At 34.6% G+C, this 18,684-nt stretch carries 26 protein-coding genes and 2 pseudogenes; 7 read left to right on the top strand and 21 right to left on the bottom strand.

The annotated features are described in order from the left end of the window. Positions 1-49: 49 nt before the first annotated feature. Positions 50-532: a glutathione peroxidase gene (gene bsaA, locus AC1Q8M_RS06575; protein WP_098360817.1), complete on the bottom strand. Its 483-nt coding sequence runs from the start codon at positions 530-532 to the stop codon at positions 50-52. Positions 533-756: 224 nt separating this feature from the next. Between bsaA and AC1Q8M_RS06570 the strand changes: the two genes are divergently transcribed. From AC1Q8M_RS06570 to AC1Q8M_RS06560, 3 genes are all read left to right on the top strand, one after another. Then, entirely contained in the window at positions 757-966 is a 210-nt protein-coding gene (locus tag AC1Q8M_RS06570) for a DUF3925 domain-containing protein (protein WP_000844983.1), read from the top strand. Between the two features lie 95 nt (positions 967-1,061). Beyond that, the gene (locus AC1Q8M_RS06565) at positions 1,062-2,033 is read left to right on the top strand and encodes an MBL fold metallo-hydrolase (protein ID WP_098360816.1); all 972 of its coding nucleotides are present in this window, start codon (positions 1,062-1,064) and stop codon (positions 2,031-2,033) included. A gap of 85 nt (positions 2,034-2,118) precedes the next feature. Beyond that, positions 2,119-2,553 carry a hypothetical protein gene (locus AC1Q8M_RS06560; RefSeq protein WP_001174535.1) on the top strand — a complete coding sequence of 145 codons (435 nt, stop codon included), beginning with the start codon at positions 2,119-2,121 and terminating at the stop codon, positions 2,551-2,553. Between the two features lie 57 nt (positions 2,554-2,610). Here the strand turns inward: AC1Q8M_RS06560 and AC1Q8M_RS06555 are convergent, their stop codons facing one another. Then, positions 2,611-3,294, bottom strand: coding sequence for a DUF3600 domain-containing protein (locus tag AC1Q8M_RS06555; RefSeq protein ID WP_098855560.1), 684 nt, complete (start codon positions 3,292-3,294; stop codon positions 2,611-2,613). Continuing rightward, on the bottom strand, positions 3,291-3,869 hold the full coding sequence (locus AC1Q8M_RS06550; protein ID WP_000642665.1) for a sigma-70 family RNA polymerase sigma factor: 579 nt from the start codon (positions 3,867-3,869) through the stop codon (positions 3,291-3,293). The genes AC1Q8M_RS06555 and AC1Q8M_RS06550 overlap by 4 nt, the downstream gene beginning before the upstream one ends. A gap of 208 nt (positions 3,870-4,077) precedes the next feature. On the opposite strand from AC1Q8M_RS06550, the gene AC1Q8M_RS06545 reads away from it, so the two are divergent. Together AC1Q8M_RS06545 and AC1Q8M_RS06540 are read left to right on the top strand one after the other, a co-directional pair. Next, positions 4,078-5,064 (top strand): quinone oxidoreductase family protein, encoded by a 987-nt coding sequence (locus tag AC1Q8M_RS06545; RefSeq protein ID WP_000644636.1) that lies wholly within the window; start codon positions 4,078-4,080, stop codon positions 5,062-5,064. Positions 5,065-5,093: 29 nt separating this feature from the next. Continuing rightward, a complete protein-coding gene (locus tag AC1Q8M_RS06540) occupies positions 5,094-5,732 on the top strand; it encodes a zinc dependent phospholipase C family protein (protein WP_098360815.1) in 639 nt (212 codons plus the stop codon). A 44-nt stretch (positions 5,733-5,776) separates the two neighbouring features. Here AC1Q8M_RS06540 and AC1Q8M_RS06535 read toward each other — a convergent pair whose 3' ends face one another. The 6 genes from AC1Q8M_RS06535 to AC1Q8M_RS06510 form a co-directional block, all read right to left on the bottom strand. Then, positions 5,777-6,160, bottom strand: coding sequence for a VOC family protein (locus AC1Q8M_RS06535; protein WP_000581475.1), 384 nt, complete (start codon positions 6,158-6,160; stop codon positions 5,777-5,779). A gap of 56 nt (positions 6,161-6,216) precedes the next feature. Further along, on the bottom strand, positions 6,217-7,026 hold the full coding sequence (locus AC1Q8M_RS06530) for a sugar phosphate isomerase/epimerase family protein (RefSeq protein WP_492334125.1): 810 nt from the start codon (positions 7,024-7,026) through the stop codon (positions 6,217-6,219). Positions 7,027-7,219: 193 nt separating this feature from the next. Next, on the bottom strand, positions 7,220-8,389 hold the full coding sequence (locus AC1Q8M_RS06525) for a DEAD/DEAH box helicase (RefSeq protein WP_000588611.1): 1,170 nt from the start codon (positions 8,387-8,389) through the stop codon (positions 7,220-7,222). A 19-nt stretch (positions 8,390-8,408) separates the two neighbouring features. Then, positions 8,409-8,936: a hypothetical protein gene (locus tag AC1Q8M_RS06520; protein ID WP_000460216.1), complete on the bottom strand. Its 528-nt coding sequence runs from the start codon at positions 8,934-8,936 to the stop codon at positions 8,409-8,411. Positions 8,937-9,026: 90 nt separating this feature from the next. Beyond that, the gene (locus tag AC1Q8M_RS06515; protein WP_492334159.1) at positions 9,027-10,724 is read right to left on the bottom strand and encodes a formate--tetrahydrofolate ligase; all 1,698 of its coding nucleotides are present in this window, start codon (positions 10,722-10,724) and stop codon (positions 9,027-9,029) included. Between the two features lie 94 nt (positions 10,725-10,818). Further along, complete coding sequence (locus tag AC1Q8M_RS06510) at positions 10,819-11,499, bottom strand: class I SAM-dependent methyltransferase (protein ID WP_000206577.1); 681 nt, start codon at positions 11,497-11,499, stop codon at positions 10,819-10,821. A gap of 335 nt (positions 11,500-11,834) precedes the next feature. Here AC1Q8M_RS06510 and AC1Q8M_RS06505 point away from each other — a divergent pair, with 335 nt between their 5' ends. Beyond that, positions 11,835-12,173, top strand: a complete 339-nt coding sequence (locus tag AC1Q8M_RS06505) for a hypothetical protein (protein ID WP_001253201.1) — start codon at positions 11,835-11,837, stop codon at positions 12,171-12,173. Between the two features lie 29 nt (positions 12,174-12,202). Here AC1Q8M_RS06505 and AC1Q8M_RS06500 read toward each other — a convergent pair whose 3' ends face one another. From AC1Q8M_RS06500 to ytfJ, 4 genes are all read right to left on the bottom strand, one after another. Next, positions 12,203-12,415 (bottom strand): hypothetical protein, encoded by a 213-nt coding sequence (locus AC1Q8M_RS06500; protein ID WP_000798747.1) that lies wholly within the window; start codon positions 12,413-12,415, stop codon positions 12,203-12,205. A 69-nt stretch (positions 12,416-12,484) separates the two neighbouring features. Beyond that, positions 12,485-12,805 carry a hypothetical protein gene (locus AC1Q8M_RS06495; RefSeq protein ID WP_000761185.1) on the bottom strand — a complete coding sequence of 107 codons (321 nt, stop codon included), beginning with the start codon at positions 12,803-12,805 and terminating at the stop codon, positions 12,485-12,487. A gap of 51 nt (positions 12,806-12,856) precedes the next feature. Beyond that, positions 12,857-13,633 carry a hypothetical protein gene (locus tag AC1Q8M_RS06490; RefSeq protein ID WP_000014088.1) on the bottom strand — a complete coding sequence of 259 codons (777 nt, stop codon included), beginning with the start codon at positions 13,631-13,633 and terminating at the stop codon, positions 12,857-12,859. Between the two features lie 160 nt (positions 13,634-13,793). Continuing rightward, the gene (gene ytfJ / locus AC1Q8M_RS06485; RefSeq protein WP_000349991.1) at positions 13,794-14,219 is read right to left on the bottom strand and encodes a GerW family sporulation protein; all 426 of its coding nucleotides are present in this window, start codon (positions 14,217-14,219) and stop codon (positions 13,794-13,796) included. A 134-nt stretch (positions 14,220-14,353) separates the two neighbouring features. Between ytfJ and AC1Q8M_RS06480 the strand changes: the two genes are divergently transcribed. Continuing rightward, positions 14,354-15,139, top strand: coding sequence for a GNAT family N-acetyltransferase (locus tag AC1Q8M_RS06480; RefSeq protein WP_000984744.1), 786 nt, complete (start codon positions 14,354-14,356; stop codon positions 15,137-15,139). 212 nt (positions 15,140-15,351) lie between these two features. Here AC1Q8M_RS06480 and AC1Q8M_RS06475 read toward each other — a convergent pair. The 8 genes and pseudogenes from AC1Q8M_RS06475 to AC1Q8M_RS06440 form a co-directional block, all read right to left on the bottom strand. Beyond that, positions 15,352-15,542, bottom strand: a pseudogene (locus AC1Q8M_RS06475) (hypothetical protein). A gap of 139 nt (positions 15,543-15,681) precedes the next feature. Further along, positions 15,682-15,870, bottom strand: coding sequence for a hypothetical protein (locus AC1Q8M_RS06470; RefSeq protein ID WP_016512959.1), 189 nt, complete (start codon positions 15,868-15,870; stop codon positions 15,682-15,684). Positions 15,871-15,902: 32 nt separating this feature from the next. Beyond that, a complete protein-coding gene (locus AC1Q8M_RS06465; RefSeq protein WP_000771614.1) occupies positions 15,903-16,151 on the bottom strand; it encodes a DUF4176 domain-containing protein in 249 nt (82 codons plus the stop codon). A gap of 193 nt (positions 16,152-16,344) precedes the next feature. Further along, the gene (locus AC1Q8M_RS06460) at positions 16,345-16,536 is read right to left on the bottom strand and encodes a hypothetical protein (RefSeq protein ID WP_065228716.1); all 192 of its coding nucleotides are present in this window, start codon (positions 16,534-16,536) and stop codon (positions 16,345-16,347) included. 296 nt (positions 16,537-16,832) lie between these two features. Next, positions 16,833-17,261: a GNAT family N-acetyltransferase gene (locus AC1Q8M_RS06455; protein WP_000584233.1), complete on the bottom strand. Its 429-nt coding sequence runs from the start codon at positions 17,259-17,261 to the stop codon at positions 16,833-16,835. Further along, a pseudogene (locus AC1Q8M_RS06450) lies at positions 17,258-17,629 on the bottom strand (cupin). Before AC1Q8M_RS06450 ends, AC1Q8M_RS06455 begins: the two are co-directional and overlap by 4 nt. A 12-nt stretch (positions 17,630-17,641) precedes the next feature. After that, a complete protein-coding gene (locus tag AC1Q8M_RS06445; RefSeq protein ID WP_000221051.1) occupies positions 17,642-18,127 on the bottom strand; it encodes a GNAT family N-acetyltransferase in 486 nt (161 codons plus the stop codon). After that, positions 18,124-18,684 carry a 2'-5' RNA ligase family protein gene (locus AC1Q8M_RS06440; protein ID WP_000270856.1) on the bottom strand — a complete coding sequence of 187 codons (561 nt, stop codon included), beginning with the start codon at positions 18,682-18,684 and terminating at the stop codon, positions 18,124-18,126. The genes AC1Q8M_RS06445 and AC1Q8M_RS06440 overlap by 4 nt, the downstream gene beginning before the upstream one ends.

The raw sequence follows: 18,684 nt of genomic DNA, 5'->3' as shown, positions 1-18,684 counted from the left end.
AGAACTACATTGTTCTTTGAGACGTTTTTTAATAAAGTGAAACTCCTACTTATTCCCCAAGCACCTTCTCAATCTCAACCTCTAAATCTACCGGCTTCGTCTGCGGAGCAAAACGCCCTACTACTTTCCCGTCTTTTCCGATTAAAAACTTCGTAAAATTCCATTTCACTGCTTTCATACCAAGTAAACCTGGTGCTTGTTCTGTCATGTATGTATATAGAGGGTGAGCCTTATCACCTTTCACATCAACCTTTGCAAACATCGGGAAGTTTACACCGTAGTTTAATTCACAAAAACTAGTAATGTCCGCTTCTGTACCTGGTTCTTGTCCCCCGAATTGGTTACAAGGAAATCCGAGTATTTCGAGTCCTTGGTCTTTATATTTATCATATACCTCTTGTAATCCTTTATATTGTGGTGTGAAACCACATTTGCTAGCTACATTGACAATAAGAAGTGCTTTTCCTTCGTAATCTTTTAACAATTTTTCTTCACCTGTAATTGTTTTAGCTGAAAAATCATAAACTGTCATTGTCTTTGCCCCTCTCTTCACTATCATTCTATGTTTATACTATACTACATTCGTGAATATACAGCTCTTATTACGTACTTATAAGTTGTAATGATAGCGCTTTATTTCCGTTCGAAAATTCGACACAAACTACTAGACTTTTATGATGGAAAGTTTTACAATTGAAATGTGAACAAAATGTGACAGTTTATATTCCATTATAAAAGAAAAGGATGGTGTTCATTATGAAAACTGCACAACATGAAACGATTTCAAATCGCGAGTTTTATTTCGTACTATATATGATGTTATTGTATGTTACTGGCTGGGTAATCGATGTAAATGGTTTATTCTTAAGCTCCTACTTTAATTTAGCAGGAGAGATTATGCTTCCATTAGCAGGCGGGATTGTTGGACTGTTCATTATGTCTATTAATAAACAACAAACGAAATAATAATATTACAAAAAGGCAGAAGACGAGCTTCGTTTTCTGCCTTTTTTCTATTTTAGCGTATAATAAAAACATGCAGTATATAAGGAGTGATAACTATGAAAAAAGTAGAGCAATTATCTTCTCACCTATATCTTATTGATGATTTCGATTTACAGCATAATGAACGAACAGGTACGTACGTTTTATTAGGTGACGATATTACTTTAATTGAAACTTGTGCAGCCCCTTCTCTTCCGTATATTTTAGACGGCTTACAACAATTACATATTGATTTAAACGATGTTAAAAACATTATCGTTACACATGTGCATTTAGATCACGCTGGCGCAGCTGGTTTAATGATGGAAAAGTGCCCAAATGCTACGTTATATGTGCATTCTCGTGGTGCTCGTCATATGATTGATCCAACAAAACTTATTTTGGGTGCAAAAGCTGTCTACAAAGAAGATTTCGATAAACTCTTTGATCCAATTCTTCCAATTGAAGAAGAACGTGTTCATATTGTACAACATAGTGATACGTTAAAAATTGCAAAAAACCGTACCCTTACATTTTATGATACACCAGGACATGCGAAGCACCATATTAGCATTCACGATTCATTAACAAACGGGATTTTTACTGGCGATACAATTGGAATTTATTATAGAGAACTCGCAGACGTTGATGTAGAGTTATATCTACCATCAACGTCCCCTTCACAATTCCAACCAGATGCGATGATTACTTCTAAAAATCACATTCAAAGTATGAATGTAGATACTATTTATTTCGGTCATTACGGTGCATCCTCTCATGTTACAGAAGTATATAATCAACTGGAATATTGGCTACCTATTTTCATTCATACTGGTAAGGAAGTCTTTGAAAAGTATAATGATTTCGATGAAGCAACTAAAGCTTTACAAACTTTGTTAATGGATAAAATCTCTTCTCATCTTACAAAGTTAAACGTTCCATCAGATCATTCCGTTTATAATATTTTACATCTAGATATAGAAATTAGCGCAATGGGCATTATTGATTATTTCACGAAGCAAGAAAAAGCAAACTCCACTATTAACTAACAGTAAAAGAAGAGATATACAACAGTAGTTATTGTATATCTCTTCTTTTTTCGAATATATTTTGAGTAAAGGATGGTGGAATATAATGCAAAAAGTGATGCTATACCTCTGCTTCACATTATTTATCGTCTTATTATTATTTGTAGGAGTAAAAATTCAATTTTATTTAGATACAGATGCACAAGTGAACTTTAACGTTTATCCAAGATTATTCTACTTTACACTCTTCCCTCTTATAGTTGGCATTTTATTACGATTCCTTCAATCTATTAATCGCGAAACGAGTAAACAAAACTGGAGCTTTCAACCGGATAAATTTATTGCTATTACAGTGCCTACACTATTTATTTCCTTTTCCCCAGCACTACTCTTTTCACCACTTGCCGAATACCTACCTTATTTAGTTAATATTATTCTAATAAATACAACTTTTGTTACGATTATTAGTTTAATAGCTGGTTATTCCCTTTTAGATTGTTTTATACAAAAGGACAATGCAACGATGAAAAAATATAATTGAATGCTCTATTTTCTTTTAATAAAGAAAGCTCAAAACTAAAGCTTTGAGCTTTTTTACTTATCTCACCTTTTCATCTACATACTCCATAAACTGCTCCGCTTTAATAAATCTTTCTTTGTACGCCTCAGGTACTTCTTCTATTTTTATTGCACCAGTTGATTTTGTCTTCACTCGTACTATTTCATGTGTCATTAAAGCTTCCATATAGCGATGATCAAACTCTTCTTGCGTTAATACTTCTTTACTAGATTTATGGCCATTTAATTTATCAAAATACGGATGAAGCTCCATTACTACCTTTTTCAATTCCTCTTTTTTAGCTGGTGATAATTGATCATAATCTATATTACCGTTCGAATCCCCGTACGCAAGCTTTGCATTAGTTAATTTTTTCAGTTCTTTTGTAAACTCTTCATATTCCTTCGAACTCATTTCATCTTTCGCTTCTGATAATTTTGCATTAAAACGCATATACGTCTCTAATGTCATCGCTCCGGCGTGTTTTTTTAAATTCTCAAAAGATCCGTATATACCATCCACCATAATAGATTGATATGCAAAACCGGTCGTAGGGATTAAAAATGCTGCTGCAAGCACTCCGGCGATAAGACGTTTCTTCACCTTACTTCCCCCGCGATTCATTTTGATTTGAACAATTACTTTTTCTTTTAACTCCGGCGGGGCAACAATCCCCTTCGCTTCTTCTCGTATAGATTCTCTAACTCTACAATCTAAACTCATTTCACATTCCCTACCTCTCCTAAAAGGATTTCTTCTACTTGCTCTTTTTGACGTAGTTTCTTTAATGCCGCATGAATTCTAGACTTCACTGTACCAATTGGAATATGTAATATTTGTGCTACTTCTTCTTGTGAATATTCGTATAAGTATCTTAAGATAATAACTTGTTTCAATTTATACGGTAATTTATGAATGAGTTTGATTAGTTTTTGGTTTGATATTTTACTTACAACATCGTTAGAAAAATCAATTTGCACTGGCTTTCTTTGCTCTTCTGCTTTTTTCATAATTCGTAGTCGCATCCACCTCTTTCTTCTATAAGAATGAATTTGTTTAATCGCAAGCCCAATTAGCCAAGGGCGAAATGGCTTCTCGCTATCATATTTACGAAGCGATTCATATAGCTGTATGTATACTTCTTGAACGACATCATCTACATCCGTTTTATCTTCAATTAAAAAATGTGCTGTTTTATATACTTCTTGAATCGTTACATCATACAATTCGCTATACGCTTCTTTATTTCCTGATAAAGTTAATCGAATTAAATGTGCGTAATCTATTTCAGCCTTCATATTCCAGCCCTCCTTTGCCTTACACTATATATTGACAAGTAATTCATATTTCGTTCGATTTTTCCGAAAAAATTTTTTATATAAATTAATATTATGATCCGATGAGTTCATAAGCTTCACTTATAACCACGCATAACTATTATATAATTTTCCAATTTCTGATAAAGATTTAAAATGATTTATATAGTCAAATTTAGGAGGATATATGATGAAAGCTATCGTTGTAACGTCGTTCGGTGGTCCTGAAGTGATGAAATATACAGATTTGGATATACCGGCTATTTCAGAAGATCAAGTTTTAATTCGCGTTGTTGCTACTAGTGTAAATTTCGCTGATATTAAATCACGTTATGGCAAAAAAGGAAATAAAGCACTACCTTTTATTCCAGGAATAGATGCAACTGGTATTGTAGAACGCGTCGGTTCTCATGTGAAAAATATTCAACCTGGACAGCGTGTCATTGCTTTTCCTCAAAATGGATCTTACGCAGAGTACGTTGTTTCAAATGAAAATCTCACTTTCGTTTTACCCCATGAAGTCGACTTTCAAACTGCAGCTGCTTGTCCGATCGTATCTTTCACAAGCTATAATTTACTCGTGAATGTTGCAAGGCTTCAACAAAATGAATCCGTGCTGATTCATGCAGCTGCTGGCGGAATTGGTACTACCGCGATTCAACTTGCAAAACGATTAGGGGCTGGAACAGTTATCGGTACTGTCGGAAGTGAAACGAAAAAAGAAATCGCTTTAGATGCTGGAGCTGATTATGTTATTTGTCATCAAGATGAAGATTTTGTAGAGAAAGTCAATGAGCTGACAAACGGAGAAGGAGTGAATATAATTTTGGACTCTATTTCTGGAACTGTCTCTGAAAGAAGTTTAAACTGCCTAGCTTATTACGGTCGCCTCGTTCATTTCGGTAATGCAAGCGGTAAAATTGGCAATTTCAAAACGAAAGATTTACACGCAAGTTGCCGCTCTATACTAGGCTTTAGCTTTGGCACTACACGGAAAAAACGTCCTGAACTACTCCAAGAAACGGCAAATGAAGTTTTCCGTTATTTGCGTGACGGAAGTTTGCAAATGAAAGCTACAAAATCTTTTCCCCTTCAAGATGCAGGGAAAGCACATGAATGGGTCGAAAGTAGAAAAAGTACAGGGAAAGTAATACTAACTGTTCAGTCTTCTTCCTGAAATGAATACTTGAAACAGAGGTGGCATTCATGGGATCACGAATTATGCATATTATTATCGCTAACGGTATTGCTGAGAAACTATCTATTCAAGATAAAACTTCTTTCTTACTTGGAGCTGTAGCCCCTGATGCTGTTCATTCAAAAAAAGAAAAAGGAACCTCACATTTTTATGCTGGTACAACGAAGAACTATACGAGAAGAATAGATTATGATTCATTTTTTCATAAATACGAAGCACATATAGATTCCCCCTTTATTTTAGGCTATTACACCCACCTCATTGCCGATGATAATTGGCTAAGTGGCTTTTTTCTACCATGGCTAAAAAATAGAATAGAAAATGACGAAACTATCGCACCCCTGTACTATAACGATTTTAAATTGTTAAATGCAAAGTTGCTTCATCATTACGATAAAGAACAACAGCTCTTCTCTCTTCTCAATCAAGAGGCTCACATTGTGGATATTGAAGAGGTTTCTAAAGAAAACGTTTTAGCTTTTCGAAAGTATCTTTTTGAAGATATGTTGTATCCCGAGCAACATTTGCATGAAGACTTACAGGTGTTTACGTTTAATCAAATTGTCGGTTACATTGAAACCGCTATTGAAAAAGGTGCATTTTTTATTAAACAACTCTCTCATGAAAAATCCACTTCAAAGATTTAATCCCCCTCAATATATTTGAGGGGGATTTTCACATAGCAATATTATTATTGATTCTTCTCCATAACCGCAAAATAATTCCCTTCACTATCAGCAAAGTTAAACACTTTACCAGAAGGCATAGTTACCATTTCTCCAACAGTAACATTTTTATTTTTTAAACCTGCATATAATTGATCCAGATTTTCTGAGAAGAACATTAAGGACGGTGTACCAAGATTTAATTCTGGGCTCATTTTCGAAATAACTTCTTTATTATGTAATATAATGCTCGTTTCAGCACCATTAGTTGGAGCAATTTCAATCCATCTCATTCCTTGCTTGTTATCTTCCTCCGCAACTACATGAAACCCTACCTTTTCCGTCCAAAAATTTACTGCCTCATCTTGATTATTTACATATAACATAATTTGTCCTACTTTATGAATCATTTGTATTCCTCCTATTGTTTTTTTACATTCTATGTAGCTTTCTACAGCTGGTATCGTTATTCCTTTTGAGTTGGTATGTACTTCTTTGCAAAATTTATCGACTGACTCATCCCATCCAGTTCGTCAAAATAATTGTTTCTTTCAATCATGTTATATCCGTCGAATCCAATTTCATCTAATACTTTGAAGAATATATCGAAATCCACTTCACCATTTCCTACCCCTACTTCTATATACTTACTTGAACTATTACTTTTCACTTCTTTACAATCTTTAATATGAGTTTGTACTATATAATCTTTTAATAGTAATAAACCTTCTAACGGATTTTCATTTACATCACTTATTAAATTTGCTGGGTAAAAGTTAACAGCTAGTCCTTTCGAGTTTGCATTTTCTAAAAATCGTTTTAATACTATTGCTTTTTCAGATCCTGTCTCAATAGCAAAGACTCCCCCAAATTTGAATGCTAATTCCCCTATCTCATAACAAACCCGCACCATTTTATCATAGCTCTCACTTTTTTCATCATCTGGAACTTTCCCAATATGAGCTGTTATTATCTTTGCTCCCAGCTCCAAACCTCTGTCAGTAATATATTTAATCTGATTTATTGCACTGTCAGCTTCTGTTCCTGTAATTCCATTTTCTCCAAAACTAATTGCTAATGATGGAATCTTTATCCCATTAAAAGATAAGCTTTTCTTTAAAGCAGTCCATTTTACCTCTGGAATATTAGCTAAGTTGAAGTTTTTATTCATAGCATATAATTGAGTATATTCTAAATCCCATTCCCTTGCTTTTTGTATTCCTTCGTTTACTTCAATATGTTTCGTATTCAAAAACATTCCTAATTTCCTATCCATATATGTACCTTCTTTTTATTATTTCGCATCAGTTTAATATTCGACTTTTTTATATTACTTCCTTGTACAAACTAAATGAGAAATGATTCACCCTTATCGATATTTCTTATAAGATAGATACATTTAAATTCCCTTTGTTATTCAATTACAAACAAAAAGACGTAACTATAAATAGTTACGCCTTCCCCATTATTTATCTAGGCTTTTTCTTCCCAGTAAATGCTGGTTTCTTTTTCTTAGGTGCTGGTGGCTTCGATTCTACAAATGTTCCTTTGAACATTTCTTGCTTCGTAAATACGATGCCTAGTTTTTTCGCAAATTGTAGTAATTTGCGCTCTTCTTGTGGAGTTACAAGAGATACGACAGTTCCTTCTTTACCCATACGTCCTGTACGTCCTGAGCGGTGAATATATTGGTCTACTGTGTCCGGTAATTCTAAGTGAATTACATGTGTTAAATCATCAATATCAATACCGCGTGCTGCAATATCAGTAGCAAGTAGAATTTCTAATTTTCCGCCGCGGAATGCACGCATCGTTGCTTCACGCTCTTGCTTACCTGCTTCTGCATGAAGAGCTGCTGCTTTCATTTTACGGAACTGCAATTTCTGAGTAATTTCATCTAAACGGAATGGGTCGTTTAAGAAAGCAACTGCTTTTACATCGCCCATATGCATAATTCTTCTTACATAATCATTTTTTTCGCGTCGCTCACAAATGATGTACGTATGCTCAACTAAGCTTTTTGACTCTGCACGTGTTACACGTACCACTTGTGGTTCAACTGCCAAATCACGTGCCGCGTCTTCTGCCGCTTTGGTAATTGTCGCTGAGAAGAATACTAATTGACGGTCGCGCATCGTTGATTTAATTACATCTTGTACTGCGCCCATCATTTTTTGTTTTACAATTTGATCAAACTCATCAAATACAATTGTTTTCACTTCATGCATTTTTAGCTTTTTCATACGAATTAATTCTAAAATACGTCCTGGTGAACCGACAATTACTCTCGGATGTTTCTTTAATTTTTCAACTTGGCGCTTAATATCTGCACCACCAATTAAAGATGCACCTGAAATTTCAGTTCCTGCTGTAAACTTTTGAACCTCTTCATGAATTTGCATTACAAGTTCACGTGTTGGCGCTAAAACAACAACTTGTGGCTGTTTTACTTCAGGATTAATTTTATGTAAAAGGGGTAATAAGTACGCTAACGTTTTTCCTGTTCCAGTTGGAGATTCAGCTATAACGTCTTGTCCTTCTAAAATAGTTGGAATCGCTTGTTTTTGAATTTCAGTTAATTCTTTAAAACCAGCCTTCTCCCAAGCTTGTTGTAAAAATGGTTGCATATCTTTTATCATTTGTTTTTCTCCTTTATCTCTATTTTTGAAGAAAATGCTGTATTGTTCGCACCGTTTCTATCATGTGTGAAATAACAGCTATTAAATCATCAACATGGTCTTCTGTAATCGCTTTTTGAAATAGAACCTCTACCTTATTATGATATGAAATCGCTTGCTTATTATATTCGTATGAAACTTTCTGCATAATCATTCTTTCTTTTCCCCATATAGAACGCATTAAAGTTTCAATTTCTTCGCATCCTACTTCTGGTTGTTCTAACGGGAATGAAAATGCTAGCTTCATTTCACAACCTGGTGTAAACTGAGGCACTTCTAGTATTTCACCAGACAAGTTCTTTGCATCCACAGATAATGAAAATGTTGCTTCTACTAATGGTTCGAACGGTTCTGTTAATTGAAATGAGATATGATATATACGACTTAATGAGGCAAGGTCCATCATATCTTTTCGATCTGTTACAAGAATATCTCCATGTAGATCAAAATCATACACAGCACCTTCTACGATTACTTTTAAATTGTCAAAAGCAGTTGGATCAAACATAATTTCCTCCAAAAAACAGGCGCCTTTCGATGGAAAGGCGCCACTTGATGTATATATAGTTTACAGATAAACGAGATGAATTACAACCTTTTAGAATAAACCTACTGCTTTTCCATCTTCATTTACATCCATTTGAAGTGCTGCTGGTTGTTTTGGAAGACCTGGCATTGTTAACATTGTACCTGTTAACGCAACGATAAAACCTGCACCGATAGATGGTTTTAGCTCACGAATTGTAACGATAAAGTCGGATGGACGACCTAATTTCGTTGCATCGTCAGAAAGAGAGTATTGTGTTTTCGCCATACAAACTGGTAGGTTACTCCAACCTTCTCCTTCATATTGAGCTAATTGCTTACGTGCTTTCGGGGCAAATTCAATATCTTTTGCGCCATATACTTTTTGAGCAATTGTACGAATTTTTTCTTCTAATGGTAATTCTAATTCATAAAGTGGTGCGTAGTTGTTCTCACCTTTTTCGATTTCTTTTAGTACTTTTTCAGCAAGGTCAACTCCGCCTTGGCCACCCTTCTCCCAAACTTCTGTTAAGGATACTGCATAGCCACGCTCATTACACCACTCTTGTAAGTATGTAACTTCTGCATCTGTATCTGTAATGAATTTATTAATTGCAATTACGAAAGGCACACCGAAGCTTTGAATTGTTTCAACATGCTTCTGTAAGTTTTCCATACCTTTTGCTAATGCATCTACATTTTCTTCTTTTAATTGATCTTTTGCTACGCCGCCATGCATTTTAAGTGCACGAATAGTCGCAACAATAACAACTGCTTCTGGTTTGATACCAGCTGCACGAGCTTTAATATCTAAAAACTTCTCAGCGCCTAAATCAGCACCGAATCCAGCTTCTGTAATAACATAATCACCTAATTTTGCTGCCATTGTTGTAGCGATAACACTGTTACAACCGTGAGCGATATTCGCAAATGGTCCGCCATGAATGATAGCTGGTGTATTTTCTAATGTTTGTACTAAGTTTGGTTTTAATGCGTCTTTTAATAATAGCGTTAACGCACCTTCTACACCTAAATCTTTAACCGTTACAGGTTGATTTGCAAAGTTATAAGCAACTACGATGCGAGATAGACGCGCTTTTAAGTCTTGAATATCTGTTGCAAGGCAGAATACAGCCATAATTTCAGATGCGACTGTAATGTCAAAACCGTCTTCACGTGGTACACCTTGTACAGGTCCACCAAGACCAATTACTACGTTACGAAGGGCACGATCATTTAAGTCAACACAGCGTTTCCAAACAATTTTACGCGTATCAATTCCAAGTGTGTTTCCTTGTTGGATATGATTATCAATAAACGCTGCTAATGCGTTATTAGCAGTTGTGATCGCATGGATATCTCCAGTAAAGTGAAGGTTAATGTCTTCCATTGGTACGACTTGTGAAAAACCGCCACCTGCTGCTCCACCTTTTAATCCCATCGTCGGTCCAAGAGATGGTTCACGAAGTGCAATTACTGTTTTCTTACCAATTTTGTTAAAAGCTTGACCTAAACCAACTGTTACTGTTGATTTACCTTCTCCAGCTGGAGTTGGGTTAATTGCTGTTACTAAAACAACTTTACCGTCTTTCTCATCTTGTAAGCGCTTAAAAATATCAAGAGATAACTTACCTTTATAATGCCCGTATGGCTCTAATTCATCTTCTAAAATATTTAAATCAGCTGCAATTTCTTGAATCTTCTTCATACTCGCTTCTTGTGCGATTTCAATATCGGATTTCACTGTTGTAGTAGTTGTAGTAGTTGTCATATACCCTAGTCCCCCTTTAATTGGTTCTGATGATATTGTATCAGTTTTTTGTATTTTCTGCACTTATTTACCTCCTAAAAATTCTTTCATTTCTTTATACGTTTTTTAACATAAATACCCATAAGAATGTTAACGATTGTTGTAACTCTGTAGGTAGTTGACCTAACATCTTCTCATTTACTCCGCGCTTATATACGCCGATGCCATCTATAACTTTAAAACCTTGTTCTTTCGCTAACTGTTCAAATTCCCAAGGCATCATCGTATTACAAACAACGTCTTTTCCATACAAGCGAGGATAACTGTTCTCTCGTGGCTTTGCTGTCGGTCCTAAAATTGCAATACATGCATATCCATCTTTCTTTAACACACGCTTTATTTCATTTAACGCTCGTAATGGCTCTTCCGTCCACTCTAAAGAATTAATTGCCATAATTGATTCAAATTGCTCATTTTCAAATGGTAATGCAGAAAGATCTCCTTTTATAAAAGATAAATTTGGTCCTTCTCCGCGCTCCTTACCTTTTTGAATCATCACTTCCGATAAATCTACTCCCACTGCTTTATAGCCTGCGCTACTTAATTTATATGTACCGTACCCATCACCACAACCAACATCGAGCACTTGTGCTTCTTTCTTTACGTATTGTTCAAAAAACGGAATAATTGTGCTCCTACTCCCGCTATCCCACATTTCCTGACTATTTTTATTCCAAAACTCCGCACTACTATCCCATTTCTTCTCTGCTGATTCATGCCAATTAAATGTTGTCATACATTCCCCTACCTTCACGTATTATCATTCATTTCATTCTACATCATTTTCCAAAATTCCTGTTTTATCCCGCTTGCAGTAAGACACCTACCTCAAAATTCAATGGATGCGGACCAGTTAATGGGAGAGAACTGCTCATAAAAATCCAATTGTTGCTGGCTGATAATCAGTCGTGATGGAAAAAATCCCGCACTTTATCTTCAATAGGAAATGGATATGTTAACGATGGAATACGTATTCTCCATTTTTTGCTTTACTTGGGTTTAACTCATACTCATGTTCTTACCTTTATGTAAGATACTATAGGTACACCCAATTGAAAGAGAGGGATGTACATGCGAAGAAAGAGAAATCATCATTTTAAAAGTGGTGAAAAAAACGAAGAGTATGCTGCTGAAATATCACCAGCTGGCATACCAATTAGACATAAGCGTAAAGAAATTGCAAATGAAATAGAAGGTACAAATACCGGCGCAATGGTAGGCTATGTCGCTTTATTTCTTTCGTTATTCTCCATTGCTTTTTATCCAGTTACGCTCGGCTCCCTAGCAATTTTAGTTGGCCTATTAGCTGTCAATTTCGGAGCAAGAACACTTGGATATACAGCAATTGGTTTTGGTAGTTTTTCTGTTTTATTTACTTTACTTTATCCGCTTGCTTTGTCAGCGTTTTAAAAAAACACACCAAGTTATACTTGGTGTGTTCATTCATGATACAACATAATATGACCGCATCCACAACAATGTTTCGCTGTAATTTCTTGAAACACTGGATAATTTTCTTCATCCCTATGCTCAATAAATACTTTTTCAAACCGATACATGTTTGGTGCATATGCCCAATCTTGTTTCGTACGTGCATATAATGTTGAGGAAAAAAACTCCTCACCACCGCAAACGATACATGTGTTCTTCATCGCTATCCCTCCTATGCTTGTCTTACTTCATCTATATGAACATAAGCATAAAAAAAAGACCTTCTATTACTAGAAAGTCTTCTCTGAAACAAAAAGAAATGTACCAAACATTCCTACTCCGCTATATTCTTTTGAAACACCAGCTTCTGTTTTAAATGTTTGCTTTACAGTCATAAAGAATACACCATTTCGTGCATCTGTACTTTCAAATTGTAGTTTTTCTTTTTTACCATCTACATTTTGCGTGCATTCAAAACTACTCTCATTACAATTCAACGCATACTTATCCTCTAAATACAAATTAAAATCAGATTCTTTCGGACAAGTAATAAGTAGTATCGCCACGAGAATAATACTTACAATACCCACAATTGTATAATATTTCTTCATTTTTTCTCCTTTCAAATGACAAGAAAACTTGACTTCATGCGCCAAGTTTTCTTAGTCAACAACCCATTGCCACTCTTGTTCTTTCTTATCAAAAATGAGCCAACCTGTTTCTGTTGCTTGTTCTTTCAATTCATCAATGTTATCTAGTACCTCATCCGTACTTTCATACGAACCAACTACATATACCGGAATTTCAAGACCTCTTCTTGACTCAATTTTTCCTGCTAGATCAATGTAAAGACCATCTTCCATTAGTGGAATAAGTCCCATAATCAATTCTTTTGAAATCGCTGGGAAAATTTTTGATTTTTGAAAGAAAGAAAAACGTTTCTTACCGAAAGCACCGAGTTTATACGGAATGACTTTACTTAACATTCCTACAAAATCGGCAATTCTACGATAATACACTTTGTTGTACCATCCGTCATCATGTGAAAAATAAACAAATCTATTTTTCAGTAACGGAAAGAATGTTCTTGCAAGTGGTTCTTTTTTGTGAGCCAAATATAATAATTCTGCAATTTCTTTCGGCTCTAATTCATCTAAATCGCTTGCATCATCAAAATCTACCCAACAAAATTCATCAAATTCATCAATCTCTGCTTGAATTAACTTATGTATATTTTCTTCCTCAACATATTCAAATAAAGTATGATAATGAAAATCCGTCCATTCAAAGTTGTGCTTCAAAAGCAACACTTGATGAAGCGGTGAAGGGATGTTACTCGCAAACTCTTTAAACGTAATTCCTGATGTAATAAAACAATGACCTCGACGATTACCATTAATATATATCATATTCTTTACTTGGTCAGATCCTCCAGACAAAGCACCTAGCCACCTTCGTTTTATATGTTTCAATTCTATAGCATATTTTAACATGAAAAATTTTAGAAACATAGAAAAAACTTCAAAAACTATTTACAATTTCATGTGTTTTATTACATAGTGATTACAAGAAAAAACGCCTGCTCATAAGCAGGCGTTTTTAAAGGATTTCATCAGGGTTTTGAGGATGATGATTTCCCTCTTTCTTTTCTTCTTTTTGGAACATCGATTGAATTTTATCAATTGTTTGTGGAGCTAATTCAATCATTTTTTCTGCTAAATGTGTCGCATTTTGTAAATGAAGAATATTTACTCCATCTTTATTCACCACAAGAAATGCTACTGGTGTAATAGAAACACCACCCGCGCTACCGCCACCAAATGCAGGGTTACCGTTCGCTCTTTGTCCATCATTCGTTTGGAAATCAGAACCTCCTGCTCCAAAACCGAACGCTACTTTAGAAACCGTTAACACCACACCACCGTCAGCCGTTTGAACAGGCTCTCCAACAATCGTATTTACATCAACCATTTCTTTTAAATTTTCCATTGCTGCTTTCATTAACCCTTGAATTGGATGATCCACCGTTCATAACCTCCTTTGTCATATCTTTCCTAGTTTTTCCGAAAGTTTGTGAACTAAACATAAAATTTTATATTGATTTCAAAAAACTTAAGTTGTAATATTTAGAAAAAATAAAAAAAAGAGGTCGATTCGTTATGATGCGAAAATTAACAAAGAAAGATCATGAACAAGTATTCGCTTACCTAAAAGAAGAAGCAGCCATTAACTTGTTTATTATTGGAGATATTGAAGCTTTCGGTTATGACACAGATTTTCAAGAATTATGGGGAGTATTTAAAGAGAATGGGACATTAAAATCAATTCTACTCCGATTCCACGATTCATTTATACCATATAGTAAAGAAGACTTTGTTACCATTGATTATGAGGCACTTCTTTCCGCATATAAACCGCTTAAACTCTCTGGCAAGTCAACTATTGTAGAAAGGTTTGAAACTTCTCCAAGTCTACAATTAGGCGCCAAAAATGAAATGTATTTTTGCGAATGTCTAAATGACAACAACTTACCTAGCACGCCTATCCAAGAAACAATTAAACTTGCCACACTAGATGATGTAGAGCGAATTATGCAATTAAGAAGTGACATCGCTGAATTTCCGACTACTAATGAATCAGAGAAAATATTAAGGCAGGCTATCGAAACAAATACAGGACGTACATATTATATTGAAAAAGACGGTGCAATCATCGCATCCGCCTCTACTTCCGCTGAAAATTCATTATCTGCTATGGTAGTTGGTGTATGTACACACCCGAATTATCGCGGAAATGGCTACGCTTCACTCATATTACAAAAAATGATTCAAGACTTTACGAAAGAAGGCCGAACACTTTGTTTATTTTATAACAATCCAGCTGCTGGACGAATTTATAAACGACTAGGGTTTAAAGACATTGGGATGTGGACGATGTATCGATAATAATGCATAATACACGCAGGAGAGGCTGCCTATTATAAGTAGCCTCTTCTTAACTAATATCTATTCACATGTACTCCGCTTGCCGTTACTATATGATATACTACGCATTTACTTGTTAACGCTTGTTAATTTCTATAACATAAAAAAACAATTTAAATCTTTTATCTTTTCAACTGAACCAATTAGGAACGCTTTATCGTTATTCTCTTTTCTTATTTAGATATATTTTTCGACTTGCTACTGAAATTTTCTAATAAATAGGAAATTCCAATACCTACTCCACCAATAATTAGAGCAACAATAGCTGTTAAAACCTTTTTTCCCATTGGCTATAGAAAGAAGAAGGAAGAAAAAATAGCACTGCGGTAAAAGTACACATTAAAATACGCCCTTGTTTAAACATGCTTGATTGCTCCTTTTTTCTTTTTCAGATAAAACTATAAGCATAACGTTAAAAGAGGCAACCAGTAGGTCACCTCCCAAGTAAAACGATTAATAATACACGTTACATATTTTCAGCTGTTATTCCATACAATCTATCTCTATTTTGCCCTCTTCTTTTTTCGATTTTTAAATATAATCTCTAACGCTACTACTGCGATGAATCCAACAGTTAGTTGTATACCTGTAAACAATAGTTTATCATTTAGAGGAGTATCCGGAACACTCCACAGCAGTATCGGCGGGATAAGTATGCCAATGATTACAAGGGTTCTCATTATTTTCCCCATCTTATTTTCCCCTATCGTATTTTCCAACTAGTCTATAATTCTAATAATTTCTCGCGTAGAACTATTTCACTCTCAGTCATATACCCTCTATGCATTTCCTCTACAATCTTATCGTGATTAAAACATAATACTTTTTCATCCCCTAGATAGCCTATTGGGTAAGGAACACCCACATAATCAAAATCACGTTTATCTGCTGATATGACCATTCTTCCAATAATCATTACAATTTGTTCTATATCTTCTATTTTAACGACTGTTCCAATTGGTAATAGTTTCATTTGTTTATTTCTCCTTTTTTAAGCATCTGTAATAGTTCTAATCCATTTTCATTAAAAATTTGAAAATGGATTCTAAAACAACATTTGAAGTAAATCCTATGAATAATTAAATTGCTGAAAAATTTTTTTCTTGCAACAAAACTTCAAGTGAATTCCGTATTATTATTGGATTACTCCTCCCTTATACCAAACTTTATTTTTGTTTAAATTTTTTATATATTCGTCCTACTACTTTATTCGCTCCCAAGGAAATGGCTCCTAAAATTAAAACAAAAATAATAAGAGCAATCTTTTTAGGTAGGCTATATGGCAATAACATAGAAAATATAAGAAGTATCACAACTGCAACATATGTAATATATTTTCCAGCCTTAAATGATTGCATATTAATATGCCCCTCTCTTAATCCTTCAATTTAATGGTACCACCTATCCGATAACCATCTCTAACGTATAATCCCGTTTCTTTCCCTAATTAATATTGAATTACCTCCATCCTTTTTCAAACTTTATTATTGTTTAAATTTGTTATGTATTCGTCCTACCACTTTATTCGCCCCCAATGAAATAGCTCCTATAATTAAAACAAAAGTAATAAGAGCAATCTTTTTAGGTAGGCTATATGGCAATAACATAGAAAATATAAGAATAGACGATGTATCGATAATTAAAAGCCGTATACTCACTTCAAAGTCATAATTACCTGTCTTTCAACAAACCCAAACTCTTCGTACATCTCTTTTGCAAAGTTCCCAGTAAATACATTCAACCTAATTTCTGAATACTTCTCCTTCAATTCCTTAATACCAGCTTCCATCAGTTCTCTCGATAATCCTTTCCCGCGATATTCTGGGAAAACGTACAATTCATATATAAATCCAAGTTTTTCACAAGAAAAATAGTCTGTATTTTCCCCTATTAATATCCATCCCATTACTTTATTTTCTTCTTTAATGATTAAATAAAATGCTCCTTTTTCTACAATCGGCTTTGTAATTTCAATCGCTTTCTCGGTACTTAATTGACAATTTCCTCTCGTCCCTTCAAAAAGCGCTTGAGCTGTATGTTTTAATATTTCATTGGTATCTTCTTGATTTGCCTTAATTATCATTTTTCACAACTCCCCTGGAATAATAGGCATTACTATCCCTTGTTCAAGATTCTCCGCCTCCATAACAATTGCCGTTAATCCTTGTTCTGTACTTGTTTCATGGGGCTCTCCCTTCTCCCAAAACACAGCTTGTCCCGCCTCTACCTTTATCTTTTTTTATTTGCCCCACATACATATCCTGCTCCGTCCACAATAAGAAGCAGTTGAGATACAACTGCTTCATGATAACCGATGATTCCATTCTCTTGTAAACGCATAGCACCGATATGTACATTTCCTTGATGGTTTACTATTTTCGACATTATGAAATTAGATTGAAATACCGATATGTGCTTTCCTACTTTTTCACTAAAATCAAAAATTTTCATTGCTAGTCCTCCTTATACATATAAAACCATCCTTACTGTCTGCATCATATGTCCTTCAAAGTCTTCTTCAAATTGCTCTAATTCAGCAAAACCTTTCGCTTCATAAAAGCGTTTTCCTTTTTCATTTGCTGCTTCTACATGTATGTACAATTTACGTATCCCATTTAATTCCTTAATCCCTCTTTGTAATAAAGCACTTCCGATCCCTTTTCCTTGCTGATCTGGTAACAAATAAATCGCACCTAATTCCGCTTCATTTTGTAGTCTAACAGGTGAAAAGTTAGCAAATCCTATTACTTCTCCCTCTTCTTCCGCAACGAATAAATGTGTATTTTTAAGACGATATTTCATTTTTTCATCAGAATATGCCTCGTCTAAAAAACTGTCTTGAATTTCTCTTGGAATAATGCCTTCATATGTATCATGCCAAGCTATTTTTGCTACTGATTGTACAGCGTGAATGTCTTCTTGCTTCATTTCTCTAATTATATATGTCATCTCGATGTCTCCATTCTCTTTAAATTACATTCTGCTAATATACTAGAAGAAACGGCAGAACCATTTTCATAATTCACCTTAATTAATTTTAACTTTTCAATCGAGGCTGTTGTAACATCAAAATTCTCATATATATACTCCATCGCACTTAAAAACTGAGTTGAATTCAAATGATTCGCAATCGTACAATGCGGAACCCATTTTCCCGGTACGTAATATGAATTTGGATTGTCATGAAAATTTTTAAAATAATCATGATAAGAATGATGAAGTTTTAACAATTCATCGGTAACAGTCGGAGCTAGAAAAATCGTACCGTTAGTAGGAAAAGTTCCAACAGAAGGAAAAGTGACTGCAGACATACTTTCTTGAATAGCTACAAATCCCTTTAATTTTTCAATAAACAAATTAACATCTAACTCATTATAATCCGCAATCGTAATATGAGGTTCTACTCCAGCTAATTGATTTGTTCCCATTATATTCGTTAATTCATTTTGCAGTTCTGTAATTTTATTAGTAAATACACGATCAAATTTAGCAATAATAGCGTACAA

Source organism: Bacillus sp. GW823-FHT06A10, assembly GCF_058795375.1.
The sequence above is the reverse complement of the archived record's forward strand: the minus strand, read 5'-3'. Positions and strand labels throughout refer to the sequence as shown.